This window comes from Ensifer sp. Root423, from assembly GCF_001426275.1.
Lineage (GTDB): Bacteria > Pseudomonadota > Alphaproteobacteria > Rhizobiales > Rhizobiaceae > Ensifer > Ensifer adhaerens.
Genome location: NZ_LMEG01000007.1, coordinates 59,311 through 75,567 on the forward strand (window position 1 = coordinate 59,311; position 16,257 = coordinate 75,567).

15 protein-coding genes are annotated in these 16,257 nt (G+C 61.9%); 8 read left to right on the forward strand and 7 right to left on the reverse strand.

Going from position 1 to position 16,257, the window contains the following annotated elements; translation table 11 throughout:
• Positions 1-29: 29 nt before the first annotated feature.
• The 6 genes from ASD01_RS09620 to ASD01_RS09645 form a co-directional block, all read right to left on the reverse strand.
• A complete protein-coding gene (locus ASD01_RS09620; RefSeq protein WP_034788942.1) occupies positions 30-1,067 on the reverse strand; it encodes a Gfo/Idh/MocA family protein in 1,038 nt (345 codons plus the stop codon).
• Between the two features lie 190 nt (positions 1,068-1,257).
• Complete coding sequence (locus ASD01_RS09625) at positions 1,258-1,602, reverse strand: ArsR/SmtB family transcription factor (RefSeq protein WP_034788940.1); 345 nt, start codon at positions 1,600-1,602, stop codon at positions 1,258-1,260.
• 119 nt (positions 1,603-1,721) lie between these two features.
• Positions 1,722-2,465 carry a HugZ family pyridoxamine 5'-phosphate oxidase gene (locus tag ASD01_RS09630; protein WP_034788934.1) on the reverse strand — a complete coding sequence of 248 codons (744 nt, stop codon included), beginning with the start codon at positions 2,463-2,465 and terminating at the stop codon, positions 1,722-1,724.
• 93 nt (positions 2,466-2,558) lie between these two features.
• Positions 2,559-3,608 carry a choline ABC transporter ATP-binding protein gene (gene choV, locus ASD01_RS09635; RefSeq protein WP_034788932.1) on the reverse strand — a complete coding sequence of 350 codons (1,050 nt, stop codon included), beginning with the start codon at positions 3,606-3,608 and terminating at the stop codon, positions 2,559-2,561.
• Entirely contained in the window at positions 3,605-4,450 is an 846-nt protein-coding gene (gene choW / locus ASD01_RS09640) for a choline ABC transporter permease subunit (protein ID WP_034788930.1), read from the reverse strand. Before choW ends, choV begins: the two co-directional genes overlap by 4 nt.
• 82 nt (positions 4,451-4,532) lie before the next feature.
• Positions 4,533-5,489: a choline ABC transporter substrate-binding protein gene (locus ASD01_RS09645; RefSeq protein WP_034788927.1), complete on the reverse strand. Its 957-nt coding sequence runs from the start codon at positions 5,487-5,489 to the stop codon at positions 4,533-4,535.
• 249 nt (positions 5,490-5,738) lie between these two features.
• Between ASD01_RS09645 and ASD01_RS09650 the strand changes: the two genes are divergently transcribed.
• From ASD01_RS09650 to ASD01_RS09685, 8 genes are all read left to right on the forward strand, one after another.
• Positions 5,739-6,326, forward strand: coding sequence for a thymidine kinase (locus ASD01_RS09650; protein ID WP_034788924.1), 588 nt, complete (start codon positions 5,739-5,741; stop codon positions 6,324-6,326).
• A gap of 76 nt (positions 6,327-6,402) precedes the next feature.
• Positions 6,403-6,804: a c-type cytochrome gene (locus ASD01_RS09655; RefSeq protein WP_034788920.1), complete on the forward strand. Its 402-nt coding sequence runs from the start codon at positions 6,403-6,405 to the stop codon at positions 6,802-6,804.
• Between the two features lie 221 nt (positions 6,805-7,025).
• Positions 7,026-8,114 (forward strand): coiled-coil domain-containing protein, encoded by a 1,089-nt coding sequence (locus tag ASD01_RS09660; RefSeq protein ID WP_034788917.1) that lies wholly within the window; start codon positions 7,026-7,028, stop codon positions 8,112-8,114.
• Between the two features lie 58 nt (positions 8,115-8,172).
• A complete protein-coding gene (locus ASD01_RS09665) occupies positions 8,173-9,321 on the forward strand; it encodes a hypothetical protein (RefSeq protein ID WP_034788914.1) in 1,149 nt (382 codons plus the stop codon).
• Positions 9,322-9,323: 2 nt separating this feature from the next.
• The gene (locus ASD01_RS09670) at positions 9,324-11,240 is read left to right on the forward strand and encodes an AAA family ATPase (protein ID WP_034788911.1); all 1,917 of its coding nucleotides are present in this window, start codon (positions 9,324-9,326) and stop codon (positions 11,238-11,240) included.
• A gap of 19 nt (positions 11,241-11,259) precedes the next feature.
• A complete protein-coding gene (locus ASD01_RS09675) occupies positions 11,260-12,549 on the forward strand; it encodes a DUF6638 family protein (protein ID WP_034788908.1) in 1,290 nt (429 codons plus the stop codon).
• Positions 12,550-12,552: 3 nt separating this feature from the next.
• Positions 12,553-13,779 carry a DUF2333 family protein gene (locus tag ASD01_RS09680; protein WP_034788906.1) on the forward strand — a complete coding sequence of 409 codons (1,227 nt, stop codon included), beginning with the start codon at positions 12,553-12,555 and terminating at the stop codon, positions 13,777-13,779.
• Between the two features lie 166 nt (positions 13,780-13,945).
• Positions 13,946-15,625 (forward strand): formate--tetrahydrofolate ligase, encoded by a 1,680-nt coding sequence (locus ASD01_RS09685; RefSeq protein WP_034788903.1) that lies wholly within the window; start codon positions 13,946-13,948, stop codon positions 15,623-15,625.
• An 85-nt stretch (positions 15,626-15,710) separates the two neighbouring features.
• On the opposite strand, the gene ASD01_RS09690 is transcribed toward ASD01_RS09685, so the two are convergent.
• Positions 15,711-16,220: a DUF1993 domain-containing protein gene (locus ASD01_RS09690; RefSeq protein ID WP_034788889.1), complete on the reverse strand. Its 510-nt coding sequence runs from the start codon at positions 16,218-16,220 to the stop codon at positions 15,711-15,713.
• Between the last annotated feature and the right edge of the window lie 37 nt (positions 16,221-16,257).

A 16,257-nucleotide genomic window follows, 5' to 3' on the forward strand; every position in this document is an offset into this window, starting at 1 on the left:
CACGTTTTGCGTTCCGTTTCGAGGTAGAACTAGCCTGCCTCAGGTGTCCTTGAGCGGACCGTCTCGATGATTTCCAGGGCCTTTATGCTGGCCGATAGCGGCATCAACGGATGTTCGCTGCGGCCCTCGAGAATCGCCGCGCTTGCTGCCTCGATCTCGAATTGCAGGCCGCTCCCGGGGAAGTGATGATCGTGGCGGGTAAGGCCGGGCAGGGGGATATGCCGGGCCAGCCGGCAGGTCGTTTTTCCGTTGAAAGCCAGTAGCTTGCGCGCCGCGCCGCCGGTGACAACGAAGAGGCGGCTTGCCTTCAGAAACGGCGTGTCGATAACCAGCGTGCCGCGCTCGCCCTCGATAACGAAGCGATTGTGCCCGTTTCGATCGAAGCCGCAGCCCAGTTCAGCGTCAAAGCCGTCATAGGCCAGCTTGATCTTGGCTGAACTGTCGACGCCGGTCGGCGCGCGCTTCCATGTGCCATCGACGGACCCGGGGTGCCCGAACAGATTGAGGCAAAGGGCGATCGGATAAATGCCGAGGTCGAGCATCGACCCGCCGCCGAGCGCCGGATCGAAGAACCGGCTGCCGGCGTCGAACGGTTTCTCGTAGGCGAGGTTCGCCCGGACATGGCGGATCGCGCCGAGCGTTCCGGCCGCGAGCAGTTCGCGAACCCTGGAAATCGCCGGAAGGAAACAGGTCCACAGTGCCTCCATGGCGAAGGTGCTGCCGGCGGCAGCGGCGTTTGCAAGCGTGCGCGCGTCGGCCGACGACGTCGTCAGCGGCTTTTCGACGAGAACGGCTTTGCCGGCGGCCAAGGCGAGGGTGGCCTGTTGAAAGTGCTCAGCATTGGGTGAGGCGACGTAGATCGCGTCGATATCGGGAGAGGCCGCCAGTGCCTCGATGCCCTGATAGCCGCGGATGCCGCCGAAACGCCCAGCGAAGCTCTCGGCCTTCTGCGCGCTGCGGGACGAGACGGCGACGAGGCTCGCATGGGTTGCGAAGCGGAAGTCCGAGGCAAGACTGTTTGCGATCGTGCCGGTTCCGGCGATGCCCCAGCGGACCTTGTCACGCATATCCCGATGTCCGCTTTCCGGCTGATTCTGTCGCGGCGCATCGTGCCCCGGAAGTCTCAAGGCTCGGTAAATGCCAGCAAGCGCCGGCACCTTTCGCGTGCAAACTGGGAAGACTATCCGCCAAAGAATAAGCCCCGCGCGATTTCTCGTGTGGGGCTGTCCGAACGGGTCCGCAGATGCGGACCGAATATCAGGCCGATTTACGGACCGGAGTCTTTTCTGCAGTGGCGCTCTGGTCGTCACCGTAGATTTGATTGAGCGTGCCTAGAATCCGCATGACCGCGTCGGATGAGCTCGAATAGTAAATCGTCTGCGCATCGCGACGGGTGCTGACGAGATTCTGAGCACGGAGCTTAGAAAGATGCTGGGAGAGAGCCGACTGGCTCAGCCCAACCTTGTTGGCCAATGCGCCGACTGCCATCTCTTCCTTCACGAGGGAATCGAGGATGAGGAGGCGCTTAGGATTTGCCATGGCCGAGAGGAAACCGGCTGCTACCTCGGCTTCATCGTGTTTTTCAGGCGAAAGTGGCTGCATTGCGTGCTCCATGCGAAAATTACATCACACGTAGTTATGGTTGACGAAGCAAGATAATTAGTCGTGATGCATAAAAGGGCAACCACCTACTGCAAGAAATGGGGGTAGCTCTCCAGCGATTAACCGTTAAGTTCACGCAAAATTGCCCGTAAATTGGAACTATCTTCGATAGGTGTCGGGAACTCAAGGCGTTTTAGCTGATCGCCATCTGCAAGATCGAGCCCCGCGGCGTCGATACCCACGACTTTCCAGTTGCCTTCCGGTGCCTTGCAGAGCTTCACCGCATAGCGCTGAACTGCGTCAGAATGATCCGTATTCATGTGATCGATCGCGTTCGCCTCCATCGCGGCGAGCGAGGCGATGGCAGGCGTGTCGATCAGAAGGTCTTCGGCGGTCAAAACATAGGCGCGGCCGAAGCCGCCGTTGAGACTGGCACGCAGCGGCGACAGCCGGAAGAAGCCGAAATCGGGAAAATCGACGTAGAGTTTCGACTTGGGGTGGCGGCGGACGAATCGCTCGCGGATGCGGGTATGTGCTTCGCTGTCGCGCGCAACCTGTTCGGCGGTGCATTGCACGGTCAGGCGAGGATGGGCGAGCGGGTCGCCCTTGCCAGGCTCGCCGGTCAGGAGCGAGGCCCTGGCGTCGGCCAGCAGCGCCTGCGTGTGTGTCGACAGTTTCGAGATCAGGATGACAGGCACCCCGTCGACATCCATGCCGACGAGCACGCGGCTGACGAAGGGGAAGCCGCCGCTCTCCGGCTCGATCGCCGCAAGCGATGCGCTGCGCGCGCCCCGCAGAAGCGTGCGGGCCAGCGTGCGGGCTTCGTTATCGGTGTCGCGCAGAACGTTCGGCTTGTCGCTCATGGTCTTTCCCTTTTCCTGCCATGCGGTCGTCGCCGGGACGAAAAAAGCCCGGAACGACGCTCCGGGCTTTTATTGGCTTGTTGAGCGGCTTCGTCAACTTTTGTTGCGGTGGCGCGTCAGTCCCTGGACGATATCCTGGGCGTCGATCGTACCGACCACGGAACCGTTGTCGACGACCCCGATGCTGCCCGGCTGGCGGGACATGGCGTCGAGGATGTCGACGAGCGGTGTCGTGGGCTTGGCCGTCGCGGTCACGCCGGCAACAGTCACTCCGCGCTGGACGCCGGTCTGCATCACGTCCTTCGCCGTCAGCATGGTGATCGGGTTCATGTGCTGGACGAAATCGGCGACATACTGGTTGGCCGGGTTCTTGACGATATCTTGAGGCGTGCCGCACTGGATGATGCGCCCGCCCTCCATGATGGCGATGCGGTTGCCGATGCGGAAGGCCTCGTCGAGATCGTGGCTGACGAAGATGATGGTCTTCTTCAGCCGCCGCTGGAACTCCAGCAACTCGTCCTGCAGGCGGGTGCGGATCAAGGGGTCGAGGGCCGAGAACGGCTCGTCCATCAACAGGATCGGTGCACCGGTCGCAAAGGCGCGGGCAAGCCCGACGCGCTGCTGCATGCCGCCCGAAAGCTCGTTGACCTTGCGACCCGCCCATTTCGAGAGATTGACGAGTTCGAGCTGTTCGCCGACGCGCGCCTTGCGTTCGGCGTCCGGCATGCCGGCAAGCTCAAGCCCGAAGCCGACATTGTCGGCGACGGTGCGCCAGGGCAGAAGCGCGAACTGCTGAAACACCATCGAGACCGTGTGCATGCGGAAGTCGCGCAGCGACTTCGGATTGGTTCGATAGGGATTGAGCGCACCATTTGCGGTCTTCACCTCGACGTCGCCCCGCACGACCGGGGCAAGGCCGTTGACCGCGCGAAGCAGCGTCGACTTGCCGGAGCCCGAAAGCCCCATCAGCACGAGGATCTCGCCCTCGGTGATTTCGAGCGAGGCGCCGGCGACGCCGAGCACGAGGCCGGTTTCGGCGCCGATCTCGTCGCGGGTCTTGCCCTGGTCGACCATCTGCAGCGCGACTTGAGGGTTGTTGCCGAAGATGATGTCGACATTCTTGAAAACGACGGCGTTGGTCATGCGCCTTCTCCTTCGTCGGACGAGCGGAAAAGGCGGTCGAGAATGATCGCCAGGATGACGATGCAAAGGCCAGCTTCGAAGCCCTTGGCGATGTTGACCGTGTTCAAGGCTCTCACGACCGGAACGCCGAGGCCGCTGGCGCCGACGAGCGCGGCGATAACCACCATCGACAGCGACAGCATGATGGTCTGGGTGAGGCCAGCCATGATCTGCGGCATGGCAAAGGGCAGCTCCACCTTGCGCAATACCTGGCCGGGCGTCGCGCCGAAGGCCTGTGCGGCTTCCACCAGCGACGGCGGCGTCGAGATGATGCCGAGGCGCGTCAGCCGGATCGGTGCGGGAATGGCGAAGATCACGGTCGCGATCAGACCCGGAACCATGCCGAGGCCGAAGAGGATCAGCGCCGGGATCAGATAAACGAAGGTCGGGATCGTCTGCATCAGGTCGAGGATCGGCCGCATGACGGCGTAGACCCATGGGCGACGGGCGGCTGCGATGCCGAGCGGCACGCCGACGGCCATGCTCACGGCGGTGGCAGCGAGCACAAGCGCCAGGGTTTCCGTCGTTTCCTTCCAGTAGCCCTGGTTGATGATCAGGAGCAGGCCCAGGCCGGTGAACAGCGTTATGCCGATCGAACGGCGGAACCACCAGGCGAGCCCGGTGATGACGGCGACGACGATCAGCGGGTGCGGGGCATAAAGCACCCAGAGCAGCGAGTCGGCGACGGCCTGAAGGAAGCGGGCGAGCTGGTCGAAGAAGAAATCGAAATTCGTCGTCAGCCAGTCGACGAATGCCTTGGCCCAGCCGCCGATGGGGATGCGGTTATCGGTCAGATATTCCACGAAGGTAATCCGTCTCGTCAGGTCAAAAAGGAGCGCATGACGCGGTGAAAAAAGGCGGGGTCATTCCCCGCCTTGATGCCGATCAGAGGCCGAGCGCGGCCTTGACTGCGGCCAAGCCGTCGCCGCCATCCTTGGCGGTCACGCCGGCGAGCCACGGATCGACGGCAGTCGGGTTGGCCTTCAGCCATTCCTCGGCCGCCTTGTCCGGCTCCTGGCCGTCGTTCAGGATCTTGCCCATGATCTCGTTTTCCATCTGGAGCGAGAACTTGAGGTTGGTCAAAAGCTTGCCGACGTTGGGGCACTCGGTGGTGTAGCCGGCGCGCACATTGGTGAAGACTTCCGCGCCGCCGAAATTGGCGCCGAAGATGTCGTCGCCACCCGAAAGATAGGTCAGCTTGAAGTTGGCGTTCATCGGATGCGGTTCCCAGCCGAGGAAGACAACCGGCGCGCCGTCCTTTTCGGCACGGGCGACCTGCGCCAGCATGCCCTGCTCGGAGGATTCGACCACTTCGAAGCCCTTGAGGCCGAAGGTATCCTTGTCGACCATGTCGATGATCAGGCGGTTGCCGTCATTACCCGGCTCGATGCCGTAGATCTTGCCGTCGAGTTCGGTCTTCTTGGTGGCGATATCCTTGAAGTCCTTGATGCCGAGCTCGGCGCCCTTGGCGTTGGTCGCCAGCGTGTACTTGGCACCGACCAGGTTCGGCCCGAAGGATTCGACCGACTTGTCGTCGAGGAAGGGACGAACATCGTTTTCCTGGGTCGGCATCCAGTTGCCGAGGAAGACGTCGATGTCCTTGTTCTTGAGCGAGGTGTAGGTGACCGGAACCGAGAGAACCTTGATGTCGGTCTGGTAGCCGAGGCCCTTTAGAACGGTGGAAACGGTGGCAGTGGTCGCGGTGATATCCGTCCATCCGACGTCGGAGAAACGGACGGTGCCACAGCTTTCCGGCTCGGCAGCTGCAGCCTGCTGAGCGGTGATGGCGACGACCGAAACGGCGCCTGCCAGTATCAGTTTGAGAGAGAGTCGTTTTTTCATCGTTGTCGTTCCCCTGCCTCGATTATTGTTTTAGCCAAACACCATTGGATAGCGAATTCAAGCGCTTTGATGTCGGAGGAAGTGTATTGCGTCAATATGCTGGCGGGGTGCACGATGCGACGCTCGATGTCGCAATGTCCACGAAATAGTCTAGTCCGCCGAAAAACTGTGGGTGCTGCAAACGGGCTCTGGCCTTCCCGGCCAAGCCTCGTCATTACCCAAAAAACGGAAAAACCGGACGCGGTGACTATGGCCAAACTCTATTTCAGCTATGCGACGATGAATGCGGGCAAGAGCACGATGCTCCTGCAAGCCTCCTACAACTACCAGGAGCGCGGCATGCGCGTGGTGATGCTGATCGCCGCCCATGACGACCGGGGCGGCGTCGGCCGCATTTCCTCCCGCATTGGTCTTGGTGCGGACGCCATTCCCTTTCACGGCGACGACGATCTCTATGGGCTGATCGATCGGTTGCACTCGGATGGCGAAGGCGAGATCGCCTGCATCTTCGTCGACGAGGCGCAGTTCCTCAATGAGGGGCAGGTCTGGCAGCTCGCCCGCGTCGCCGACCGCATCGGCATTCCGGTCATGGCCTATGGTCTGCGTACGGATTTCCAGGGCAAGCTGTTTCCGGGCTCGATGGCGCTGCTGGCGATTGCCGACGAGCTGCGCGAAGTGCGCACCATCTGCCATTGCGGCCGCAAGGCGACGATGGTCGTGCGCCTGGACGGTGAGGGCAAGGTCGCGCGCGAGGGCGCCCAGGTCGAGGTTGGCGGCAACGAGAAATATGTCTCCTATTGCCGGCGCCATTGGGACGACCTGATGCGCTGCGAGTGAGTGCGGCGTCGTGGCGGCTTGAAACCGCCACGCGCGCGATGTCATTCTCCGCTCTATCGCACGCCAGGGGTCTTAGATGTTGCGTCTCGTCACCAGCCTTTCCATCACGCTCTGTCTTGGCACACTCTGTCTTGGCGTAACGGTCGCCCATGCCGGCGGCGACGCTACGGCTGGCGCTGCCGTCTTTCGCAAATGCGCGGCCTGTCACACGGCAAGCGAGCCGACAAACCGCGTCGGCCCAAGCCTCATGGGTGTCGTCGGACGTCCGGCCGCATCCGTCGCCGACTACAACTACTCCGATGCAATGAAGGCCTTTGGCGCTGAGGGTCGCGTCTGGGACGAGGCGACGTTGAGCGAATACCTGCTGAGCCCCAAGGCAATGGTCGGTGCCACCAAGATGGCTTTTGCCGGTCTGAAGAAGCCGCAGGACATCGCCGACGTGATTGCCTATTTGAAGGCGTCGCCGGCTGCCAAATAGGGACGACGCAAACCCCGGACGGAAAGCCGTTTCCCATCTTTCCTGGACCTGCGCGCGGCAATGCCGTCGATATCTCAAGCACTTCGCTGTGGTGGCTGATCAAAAAGCTGCCGGGAAAGGCTTGTTCTCTTTCGGTAAACACCCTTTATATAACTGCAATCGAAGGCTGAATAATTCAGCCGGGCTGGCGGATATCGCCGCGGTGGACCGAGGGGCAGGACATGGCGACTCTTCAGAATTTTGACGCGGAGATCGAAAAGACGAAGGGCGTGGTCGAGCAGATGCGCGGCAAGCTCGAACAATCAGGTGTCGTGCTCGAACAGTTCGCCAAGGCCGAAACCAAGCTTGGCGACGTCAATTTCGACATCGAGAATGCCCGCATCCAGGACGTGATCAACCAGCAAAAGGTGATGGAAGCCAACATCGCCGACCTGATCATCGGCCTCGAAGACGCGACCAATGTCTTCGGCTCCGAATTCGAGAGCATGAAGAACTATACGGGCTACGAGAAGTTCATCGGCATCTTCTCCAAGCAGAAGATGCAGCGCATGCGCACCGACCGCGTGCGCAACATGTCGCTTGCCGGCAACCTGCAGGAACTGCTTTCCAAGTCCGACATGATCGTCGGCATCCTCAAGGAACAGAAGTCGATCCTCGACCAGCGCTACAAGACTTCGGAGCAGAGCCTGATCCAGGTGATCGAGCGCCGCAAGGGCACGATGGCGAACCTCGAAGCGGTGCAGAAGCGCATCGAGGAACTGAACCCGCTGCTGCTCGACATCGAAAACCGCATCGCCGCCTCGATCGAGCAGAAGGTGCGCACCGAGCTCGAAGGCGAGCGCTCCGCGCTTGCGACCGAATATAATGAGAAGCAGGCCAAGGAACAGGAACTGCTGGCCGAGAGCCAGACGCTCGAGCGCTATACCTCGATGTTCCAGACCTTCGTCGATTCGCTCAACAACCAGATCGCCGCGCAGAACACGCTGATCAACAAGCTGACGATCGATACCGAGCAGCGCATCGTGCTCTACAAGGCGCTGGAAGATTCGCTGAAGACCGCCGCCCAGCAGGACGTCGCCCACAAGATCAACACGCTCGGCAGCCAGGTCGATACGGCCGCCGAGGAGACGATGGCCGGCATCGGTGCCGCAGCGCAACGCCACATCGGCGATCTCCTGGAAATGCATGAAAAGAACATGCTTTCAACGCAGGATATCCAGCGCCGCAAGAAGCTGGCAGACGATGCCTTTGCCCGCCGCTTCCAGGCTGTCATGGACAAGCACAACACTGCCAATTACGTGAAGCAGTGAACGGGCGGCGCATGATCCGAACCGAGTTTGCCTTTCGGCACGCGCCACGGGGATTTGCATGAAGGTCGCGGCTTCATCCGCTGTCGCACAGTATTTCGCGTCGATCCACGCGGCACTCGCCGGGCTTGAGCTCTTTCTCGGCGACCGCAACTCGCCGCTCTATCGCAACACCGTCGTCGGTGAAGTGATCGTTCCCTATCTTGGTCGGTTGAAGGCCTCGATCGACTGCTGGGAGAACCGGATCGGCTTCGTCGACCAGTTCCGGATTTCGCGCGCCGAAAGCGGCTTTCCGGTCTTTCAGAACGTGCTGGAACTGGAGAACGATCGCCAGACGGCGACGAAGCGCCTGGCCGATATTCCATCGGCCGATGCGCTGCGCGACGAGATGGTCGACTTCATCTTGAGGCAGAAGGCGTTTCCGGAAGCGCTGCAGACGCGCATGGCCGAGCGGCTCTATCTGGAGCAGATCGGCAAGGGCGAGATCTTTTCGCCCTTCATCCTGCCGGAGACCATCCGTGTCGCCGTCAATTCCAAGACGATGCGGCCCTATTATATCGTGAGCTGGGGCGCCTTCGACGGGGCCAATACTCTGCCGATGGTCTACATGGCGACGATCGAGGATTCCTCGGAAAAGATCGTCGACATGCTGGTGACCGCTGATGGCAAGCTCAACCCGCAGGTGGAAATTCCTCTGCCGGTTGGCGGCCTGCTCAATCCGGAGCTTGCCAGCCGCTTTGACGATTTTGCGTCCAAGAACAGCAGCTATTCGCTGACACCGGTGACGATCGCCACCAATCTCGACAAGGATTTTGACGAGCTGCATCCGAAGCAGTTGCGTCGCATCGTGCTCGGGCCGTTCTACTCGGCCGGGATCACCGAGAACAATGCGCGCATCAACGACATCCTCTCGAAGGTACGCAAGACCGAGAACGCCTGGCTCCTGACCTGGACGGTGCAGGAGGTCTTCTCGAAATCGGAGCGGCCGGCCAAGCGCGGCTTCTGGTCGTCGACCCCGGCGCAGGAAGAATTCCACATCGACACCGCCAATCTGGAAGCGACGCGCATGGGGGTTTCTTCCTACGAGAAGCACGCGCTGGTGCCGCACGACGCCTACCAGGCGCTCTATGCCGCCGGCGAGGCGGAACAGGTGTTCGGCGACTACAAGGTGCATGTCATTTCGGGCAACCAGGTCGTGAGCGAGGTTTGACGATGACACTCAATACGGGGCTGACGACGCTGCACGAGGACGACATCGCCAAGCACCAGGCGGTGGCGCAAGGGTTGGTGACGAAGCTCATCATCCTGGAGCGGGAAGATGCCGCCGCCGGAACGTCGCTTGCCGGCACCGGCCGGCGCTTCGTGTCGACAGTTTCGACTGGCGGCCAGCGGCGCACGCGCGAGGTGGAGCTGACGAAGACGATCCAGGCGGTGCGCCAGGGCGACCCGATGTTCTCTCCGGCCCAGCACGCCGTGCTCTACCGGACGCGCCGCGGCATCCAGGTGGCGCTGGCCGTTGCCGATGTCTTTGCCCGCCAGACGAGCCTCGAACAGCTGCAGGCGAAGAACGCCACCTCGCCGCTTGGCGGAGAGGAGGCGAACCAGTTCAAGGCGCTGCTGTCGGCTTCGGCTTACGTCGCGGCCTTCACACTCGCTGCCTATCTCGGCGCGACCCTGGCGGGCGAGGGCGAGCCGGTCGACGATGCTGTCGAGCCCGACTTCCTGTTCGACACGCCGCAGGACGCGCTGAAGAGCCTGATTTCGGCGCTCGATCGCGGTCTTGCCGGGGCCCCCGATGATCTGGCGCTGACCGCCCGGGCGCGGGCCTTCTCGCGGGTGGCGATTGAAGGGCTGATTGCCCGCAAGGCGCGCTTTACCGGGCTGCAGAGCTTCGAGACCGTGCATATCCGGCTCGACCAGGACGATTTTACGCTGAACGGTTTGGACGTCGCACCCGGCCAGAAGCGCAAGCCGCTGGTCATGACCTTCAAGAAGCCCGAGGAGATCATCGGCAACCACATCGCCAAGTATCAGGCGCTGAAGCTTGCCAAGATGCTGATGGCCTACGACTTCGACCGGCAGATGAACCCGTTCGTCGAGCTCGGCGGCTTCCTCTTCACCTTCATCGGCGACGGCATGCCGGGCACCGGCAAGACGATCCTGATCCAGATGCTGGCCGGCATGCTCAACGATTATTGCGAGATCGCCGGCTACGCCTTCCACTACGAGAACTTCGGCGTCGACCAGATCTCCTCCTATCAGGGCAAGTCCGGGCAAAACTGCAAGGAGTTCGTCAACAACGTCATCAATCCGCGGGCGATCGGTTTCGGCACGATCGACGATGTCGACCAGGTGGCGGCGAAGCGCTCCGACGATCGAGCCTCTGCCGGCCAGCACGAGGTGACGGCGGTGTTGATGGAGAGCTTTGCCGGCGCCTCTACCGTGGTGCGCGGCAACTGCACCTTCGGCATGTTCTCCAACTACCCGGAGAATGTCGACGATGCGCTGCGCCAGCGCGCTGGCGCCCGCTGGCTGGTCGATGGGCCGCAGACCGAAGACGACTACATCGACATCTTCGCGCTGCTCGTCGGCAAGAACCACAAGATCCCGCTTGGCGAGCACCAGCTTTTCGAGGGGCAGGAGATCAAACGCGCGGTTGCTCAGTCCTATGCTGAGCACGCGCGGCCGAAGGAAGATGGCCTCGTCGCTGTCTGGGAGCGTTACGAGAAGGAGAAGGGCGCGATCGCCTCGCTGGCCGATGTCGGCGCCTATCTGCACATGATCAAGGAGGCCGAGCCGCGCTTTACCGGTCGGGCGATCAAGAACATCACCGACGCGATCAAGCTGAGAGCAATGGACGTGGAACTGCCGGATGACTGGTTCAAGGACGCCGGCTCCTTCATGCACAAGGGCTATGACGAGAAGAAAGCGATGATCGAGGCGCTGCGGGGTCCGATCACCATCGACATGGTGCTGCAGGAGATCAACCGCTACGCCGACAGCGAATTCCGCTACACCGACAAGTCGGACGATGCCGCCGTCACCGACATCATCCGCCGCGAGCGCCAGCGCGAAAAGGCGATCCGCGAGATCGAGGCGATGAAACGCGACGGCCGGTGGCAGGGGTGATGCTAGGAAAAACAGACCGATGAAACGCCTGCTTGAAGCGGAACTCATCTATGGACGGCTGCTCGATATCTCCGAGCCGCATCTGATCGCGCGCTACAACAAGGCGCTCGAAGGGTTTGGCCTGCGATCGACGGCGCTGACCCAGTTCAGCATCGACATGACCGGCTTTTCGCCCGAGATCGCCGAGGAACTGGGGGATCGGGACTACCTCGATCCGAACCGGGTCAACCGCCGCTTCATCATCATGACGCCGGAGCAGGCGGAGCTGCCGGTCGTGCATACGAGCTTTTCCAACACGGCCGCGCTGATGCACGAGTTCTTCAACGCCAACAGCCGTGCGATCAACGCGATTACCATCAAGGATGCGCTCTATGGCGAGATCGAGGATTCGGTCTCGGTCGTAAACGACATCGACGATCTCTTGTCGATCAACGAGGTGCGGTTCCGGGTGCTTTCGGCCGAGGACATGCTCGGCAAGGCGGCCGAACTGCGTGGTCTCGTCGACCGCTTGAAGAAGGTGCCGACGGCCTGGGCCGACGACGAGATGCTGACGCGCATGGTCGAGCTTGCCAAGCAGACCGGCGATATCCGCCAGAACGCACTGGTGCCGGATCAGCTCGTCTTCCATCACGAAGCCTTCTGGGCCAATCATTTCGGCGGCGTCTATGTCTTTCTCGACGACAAGACGACGACAGTCATCTGCGACCCCTCGGTGCCAGGCTTCCGCCGCTCGCGGCCCTGGCAGGTGAGCTATATCGCCATAAACGATCACGCCCGGATCTACGATTTCCTCGCCTCGACCAAGCGGCTGCAACTGCCGCAGGCCTCCTGGGTCGAGGATTCCGGGCTCTATCAGCACCGCGCAGACATGGTGGTGCGCGGGCTGATCAACGAGAGCGACCCGACGGCCGATCTTGCCAATGCCGACCGGATCTGGCTGCAGACCTGGATGCACCGATATGCCGCCGCGGTCGCGAAAGACGGCGCCTATCCGTTCCTGCAGGAGATGATCCGCACGGTCGCTGCCACCGGCACGATCAGGATGCAGGACGTGGCGCCGGCAAATCGCTTCATGTTGGTGCGCGCAGCACCCACCCATCCGGACCAGTGGCTGGTCAACCGGTTGATATCCCAGCTCGTGCCCCGCGATTTCGTCTCGCGCTTCGTCTTCGACAAGCAAGGTTTCTACGACGCCTACGAGCGTTATAGCGAAACCTTCAAGGAGTATGTTGTGGCGACGCTGACCGGCACATATCTGAAAGACAAGGCGGCCTTCCGCCACAAGCTCTATGGGCTCAGAGAGGAATAGGACATGTTCGATCCGATCGTTGCGTTTTTCCAGCGTGTCTTCACCGCGATCGGGCGCGGCATCGGGCTCGTCGTTGCCTGGCTGCTTTGGCCCTTCGTGGCGGCGGGCAACTGGTACCGGCAGCGCAGCTGGCTGCTCAAGGGGCCGATCGGCCTCATCCTCATCGGTCTGGTCCTGTTCTACGGCTACTTCATCTGGCAGACCCAGGCCTGGACGAACTTCAACGAAGACTACATCGACCAGTACAAGCTGGCAGAGCGCAAGGTGCCCGCCGGCTCGCCGATGAGCGGCCCCGGTGCGACGTCGACGGGACAGTCGACGACCGGCGGCACTGCCAACAACCTTGCGGGTGTCGCAACGCAGCCGATGGAATCGACGCCGGAGGCGCTCGCGGCCGTTCAACTGCCGGCCGGCACCGTGTGCCAGACGTCGGCGATCGTCGATGTCACCGCCGACCTCATCGATTTCAATGTCAACGAGAATGCCTGGATCTCGTCGATGCTGCTCTACAAGGTCGGTCTCTTCGGGCTCGACTGGGACGACACGCCCTGGCTCGACAACAAGGCGTCGTTCCAGCGCGGGGTCAACCAGGCGATCCGCCGTACTTCCGTGGAGCTCGTCGACTCGCTCGGTCGCATGCGCGGCACCTCGGGCATCAACAACGCCCTGCAGAGCGCGCGCGGCAACATGCAGTTCGATGAAGAGACCTGGTACTTCGGGATCAACCCGTTCGGTCCGAAAACTCCGACGCCGAGCTTCTATCGCGCGGCGATGAAGGATCTGAGGTCTTTCAACACCTCGCTCAGCAAGTGTGAGGCGATTTTCGACGGCCGCTCCGATAACCTCGTCGAGTTCCTCGACCGTGTCGCCAACGACCTCGGCAACACCTCGGCGATCCTGCGCGAGCGCTCGGAAAACCACAATGGCGGCTGGTTCGACACGCGTGCGGATGACCGCTTCTGGTTCGCCTATGGCCAGCTCTACGGCTACTACGGCATCCTTTCGGCCGCCGGTGCCGACTTCGACAACGTCGTCGCCCAGCGCGGCCTGTTGCCGATCTGGACGGAAACGATCAAGCAACTGCGGGCAGCACTCCGCATCCAGCCATGGATCATCTCCAATGGCGAGGAAGCCGGCTGGATCATGCCGACGCATCTGGCGACGATGGGCTTCTATACGCTGCGCGTCCGCTCCAACATCGTCGAGATGCGCGACATCCTCGCGCGCTAAGACCGAACGGTAAGGTGGCGCCCGAGTATCCGGGCGCTGCCGATTACTTGAGTTCAAGCGGGACGCGGGTCGAAAACCGCAGACGCGTTTCCTCATCCCGCTCCGGTATCATGAACTGCGCCTTGAAAGGCGCGGGTAAAAACGAGACCCTGGGGAGGGAACTGTCATGGCGGAGGTCAAGTCCGATATCGAGATTGCGCGCGCGGCGAAGAAAAAGCCGATCCTGGAGATCGGGGCCGCACTCGGCATACCGCCGGAGGACCTGTTGCCCTACGGCCATGACAAGGCGAAGATCAGCGCCGATTTCATCGCCCGCCAGCGCGGGAAGAAGAACGGCCATCTGATCCTGGTGACGGCGATCAACCCGACGCCGGCAGGCGAAGGCAAGACGACAACGACCGTGGGCCTCGGCGATGGGCTGAACCGCATCGGCAAGAAGGCGATCATCTGCATCCGCGAGGCGTCCCTCGGGCCCTGCTTCGGCGTCAAGGGCGGTGCTGCCGGCGGCGGTTATGCGCAGGTTGTGCCGATGGAGGACATGAACCTCCACTTCACCGGCGATTTCCACGCGATCACCTCGGCGCACAACCTGCTGGCGGCGCTGCTCGACAATCACATCTACTGGGGCAACGAGCAGAACATAGACGTCCGTCGTATTTCGTGGCGGCGGGTGATGGACATGAACGACCGCGCACTGCGCAACATCGTCGGCTCGCTCGGCGGGATCGCCAACGGTTATCCACGCGAGACCGGCTTCGACATCACCGTTGCCTCCGAAGTCATGGCGATCCTCTGCCTTTCGGCGGATCTTAGGGATCTCGAGCAGCGGCTTGGCAACATCATCATCGGCTACCGCCGTGACAAGAGCCCGGTCTTTGCGCGCGACATCAAGGCCGATGGGGCGATGGCGGTGCTGCTCAAGGATGCTATTCAGCCAAACCTGGTGCAGACCCTCGAAAACAACCCCGCCTTCGTCCATGGCGGCCCCTTTGCCAACATCGCCCATGGCTGCAACTCGGTGATTGCGACGACGACGGCACTGAAGCTTGCCGACTATGTGGTGACCGAAGCCGGCTTCGGCGCCGATCTCGGCGCGGAAAAATTCTTCGACATCAAGTGCCGCAAGGCCGGGCTGAAGCCGGATGCCGCGGTGCTGGTCGCGACCGTCCGCGCGATCAAGATGAACGGCGGCGTCAAGAAGGACGACCTCGGGAAGGAAAATCTGGAGGCGCTGCGCAAGGGCTGCGCCAACCTTGGCCGGCATGTGCAGAACGTCAAGAAGTTCGGCGTACCCGTCATCGTCGCGATCAACCACTTCACCTCCGATACCGAGGCCGAAGTGCAGGCTATCAAGGATTATGTGGCGACGCTTGGCGCCGAAGCGGTGCTCTGCCGCCATTGGGCCGAGGGCTCCGCCGGCATCGAGGAGCTGGCGATGAAGGTGGCGGCACTTGCCGAGGGCGGACACTCGCAGTTCTCGCCGCTTTACCCCGACGACATGTCGCTCTTCCACAAGATCGAGACGATCGCCAAGGACATCTACCATGCGAGCGAGGTGATTGCCGACAAGTCGGTGCGCGACCAGCTGCGCAGCTGGGAAGATCAGGGTTACGGCCATCTGCCGATCTGCATGGCAAAGACGCAGTATTCCTTCTCGACCGATCCGAACCTGCGCGGTGCGCCGACAGGCCATGCTGTGCCGATCCGTGAAGTGCGGCTGGCCGCCGGCGCCGGCTTCATCGTGGTGATCACCGGCGAGATCATGACGATGCCCGGCCTGCCGAAGGTGCCTTCGTCGGAAAAGATCTTCCTCAATGATCAGGGCTACATCGAAGGGCTGTTCTAGGCGCTTCCTGCCTGCCTGAAAAACAATGCCGCGCATCCGGGTGGATGCGCGGCATTCTTGTGTCCGGGGGTCTCCCGCGGCGGAATCAGGCGGTGAGGCTGAGGAAGTCTGCCTTGCCGAGCGGCACGCCCTTGTGGCGCAGGATGTCGTAGGCGGTCGTCAGGTGGAAGTAGAAGTTCGGCAGCACGAATTTTAGCAGGTATTCCTCACCCGTGAGCGTCACCTTCAGGTTCGGGAAATTCAGCACGACTTCGCGACTGTCGCTGTCTTCGAGATCGACAGGGCGCACCGTTTCAAGGAAGGCGACGGACTTGGCGATGCGCTGGCGCAGTTCGTCAAACGTCTTTTCCTCGTCCGGGAACCGGGGCACTTCGATCGACGTCAGCCGGCCGACCAGGCCCTTGCTGGTGTCGCTGACACGCTGCACCTGACCGGCAAGCGTCAGCATATCGGGCGCCAGCCGGGCGTGGACGAGATCATCCGTGGGGATGCCCTTTTCCTCAGCGAAAGCCTCTGCCTTGTCGAGCAGCTTGGTGAGGACACCAAGGCCGCGAACGAGTGCGGGAATGGAGAGCTGGTACATCGTCAATGCCATGACAGATTTCCTTGAGATTAGGCGCAAAGCGGGTGGA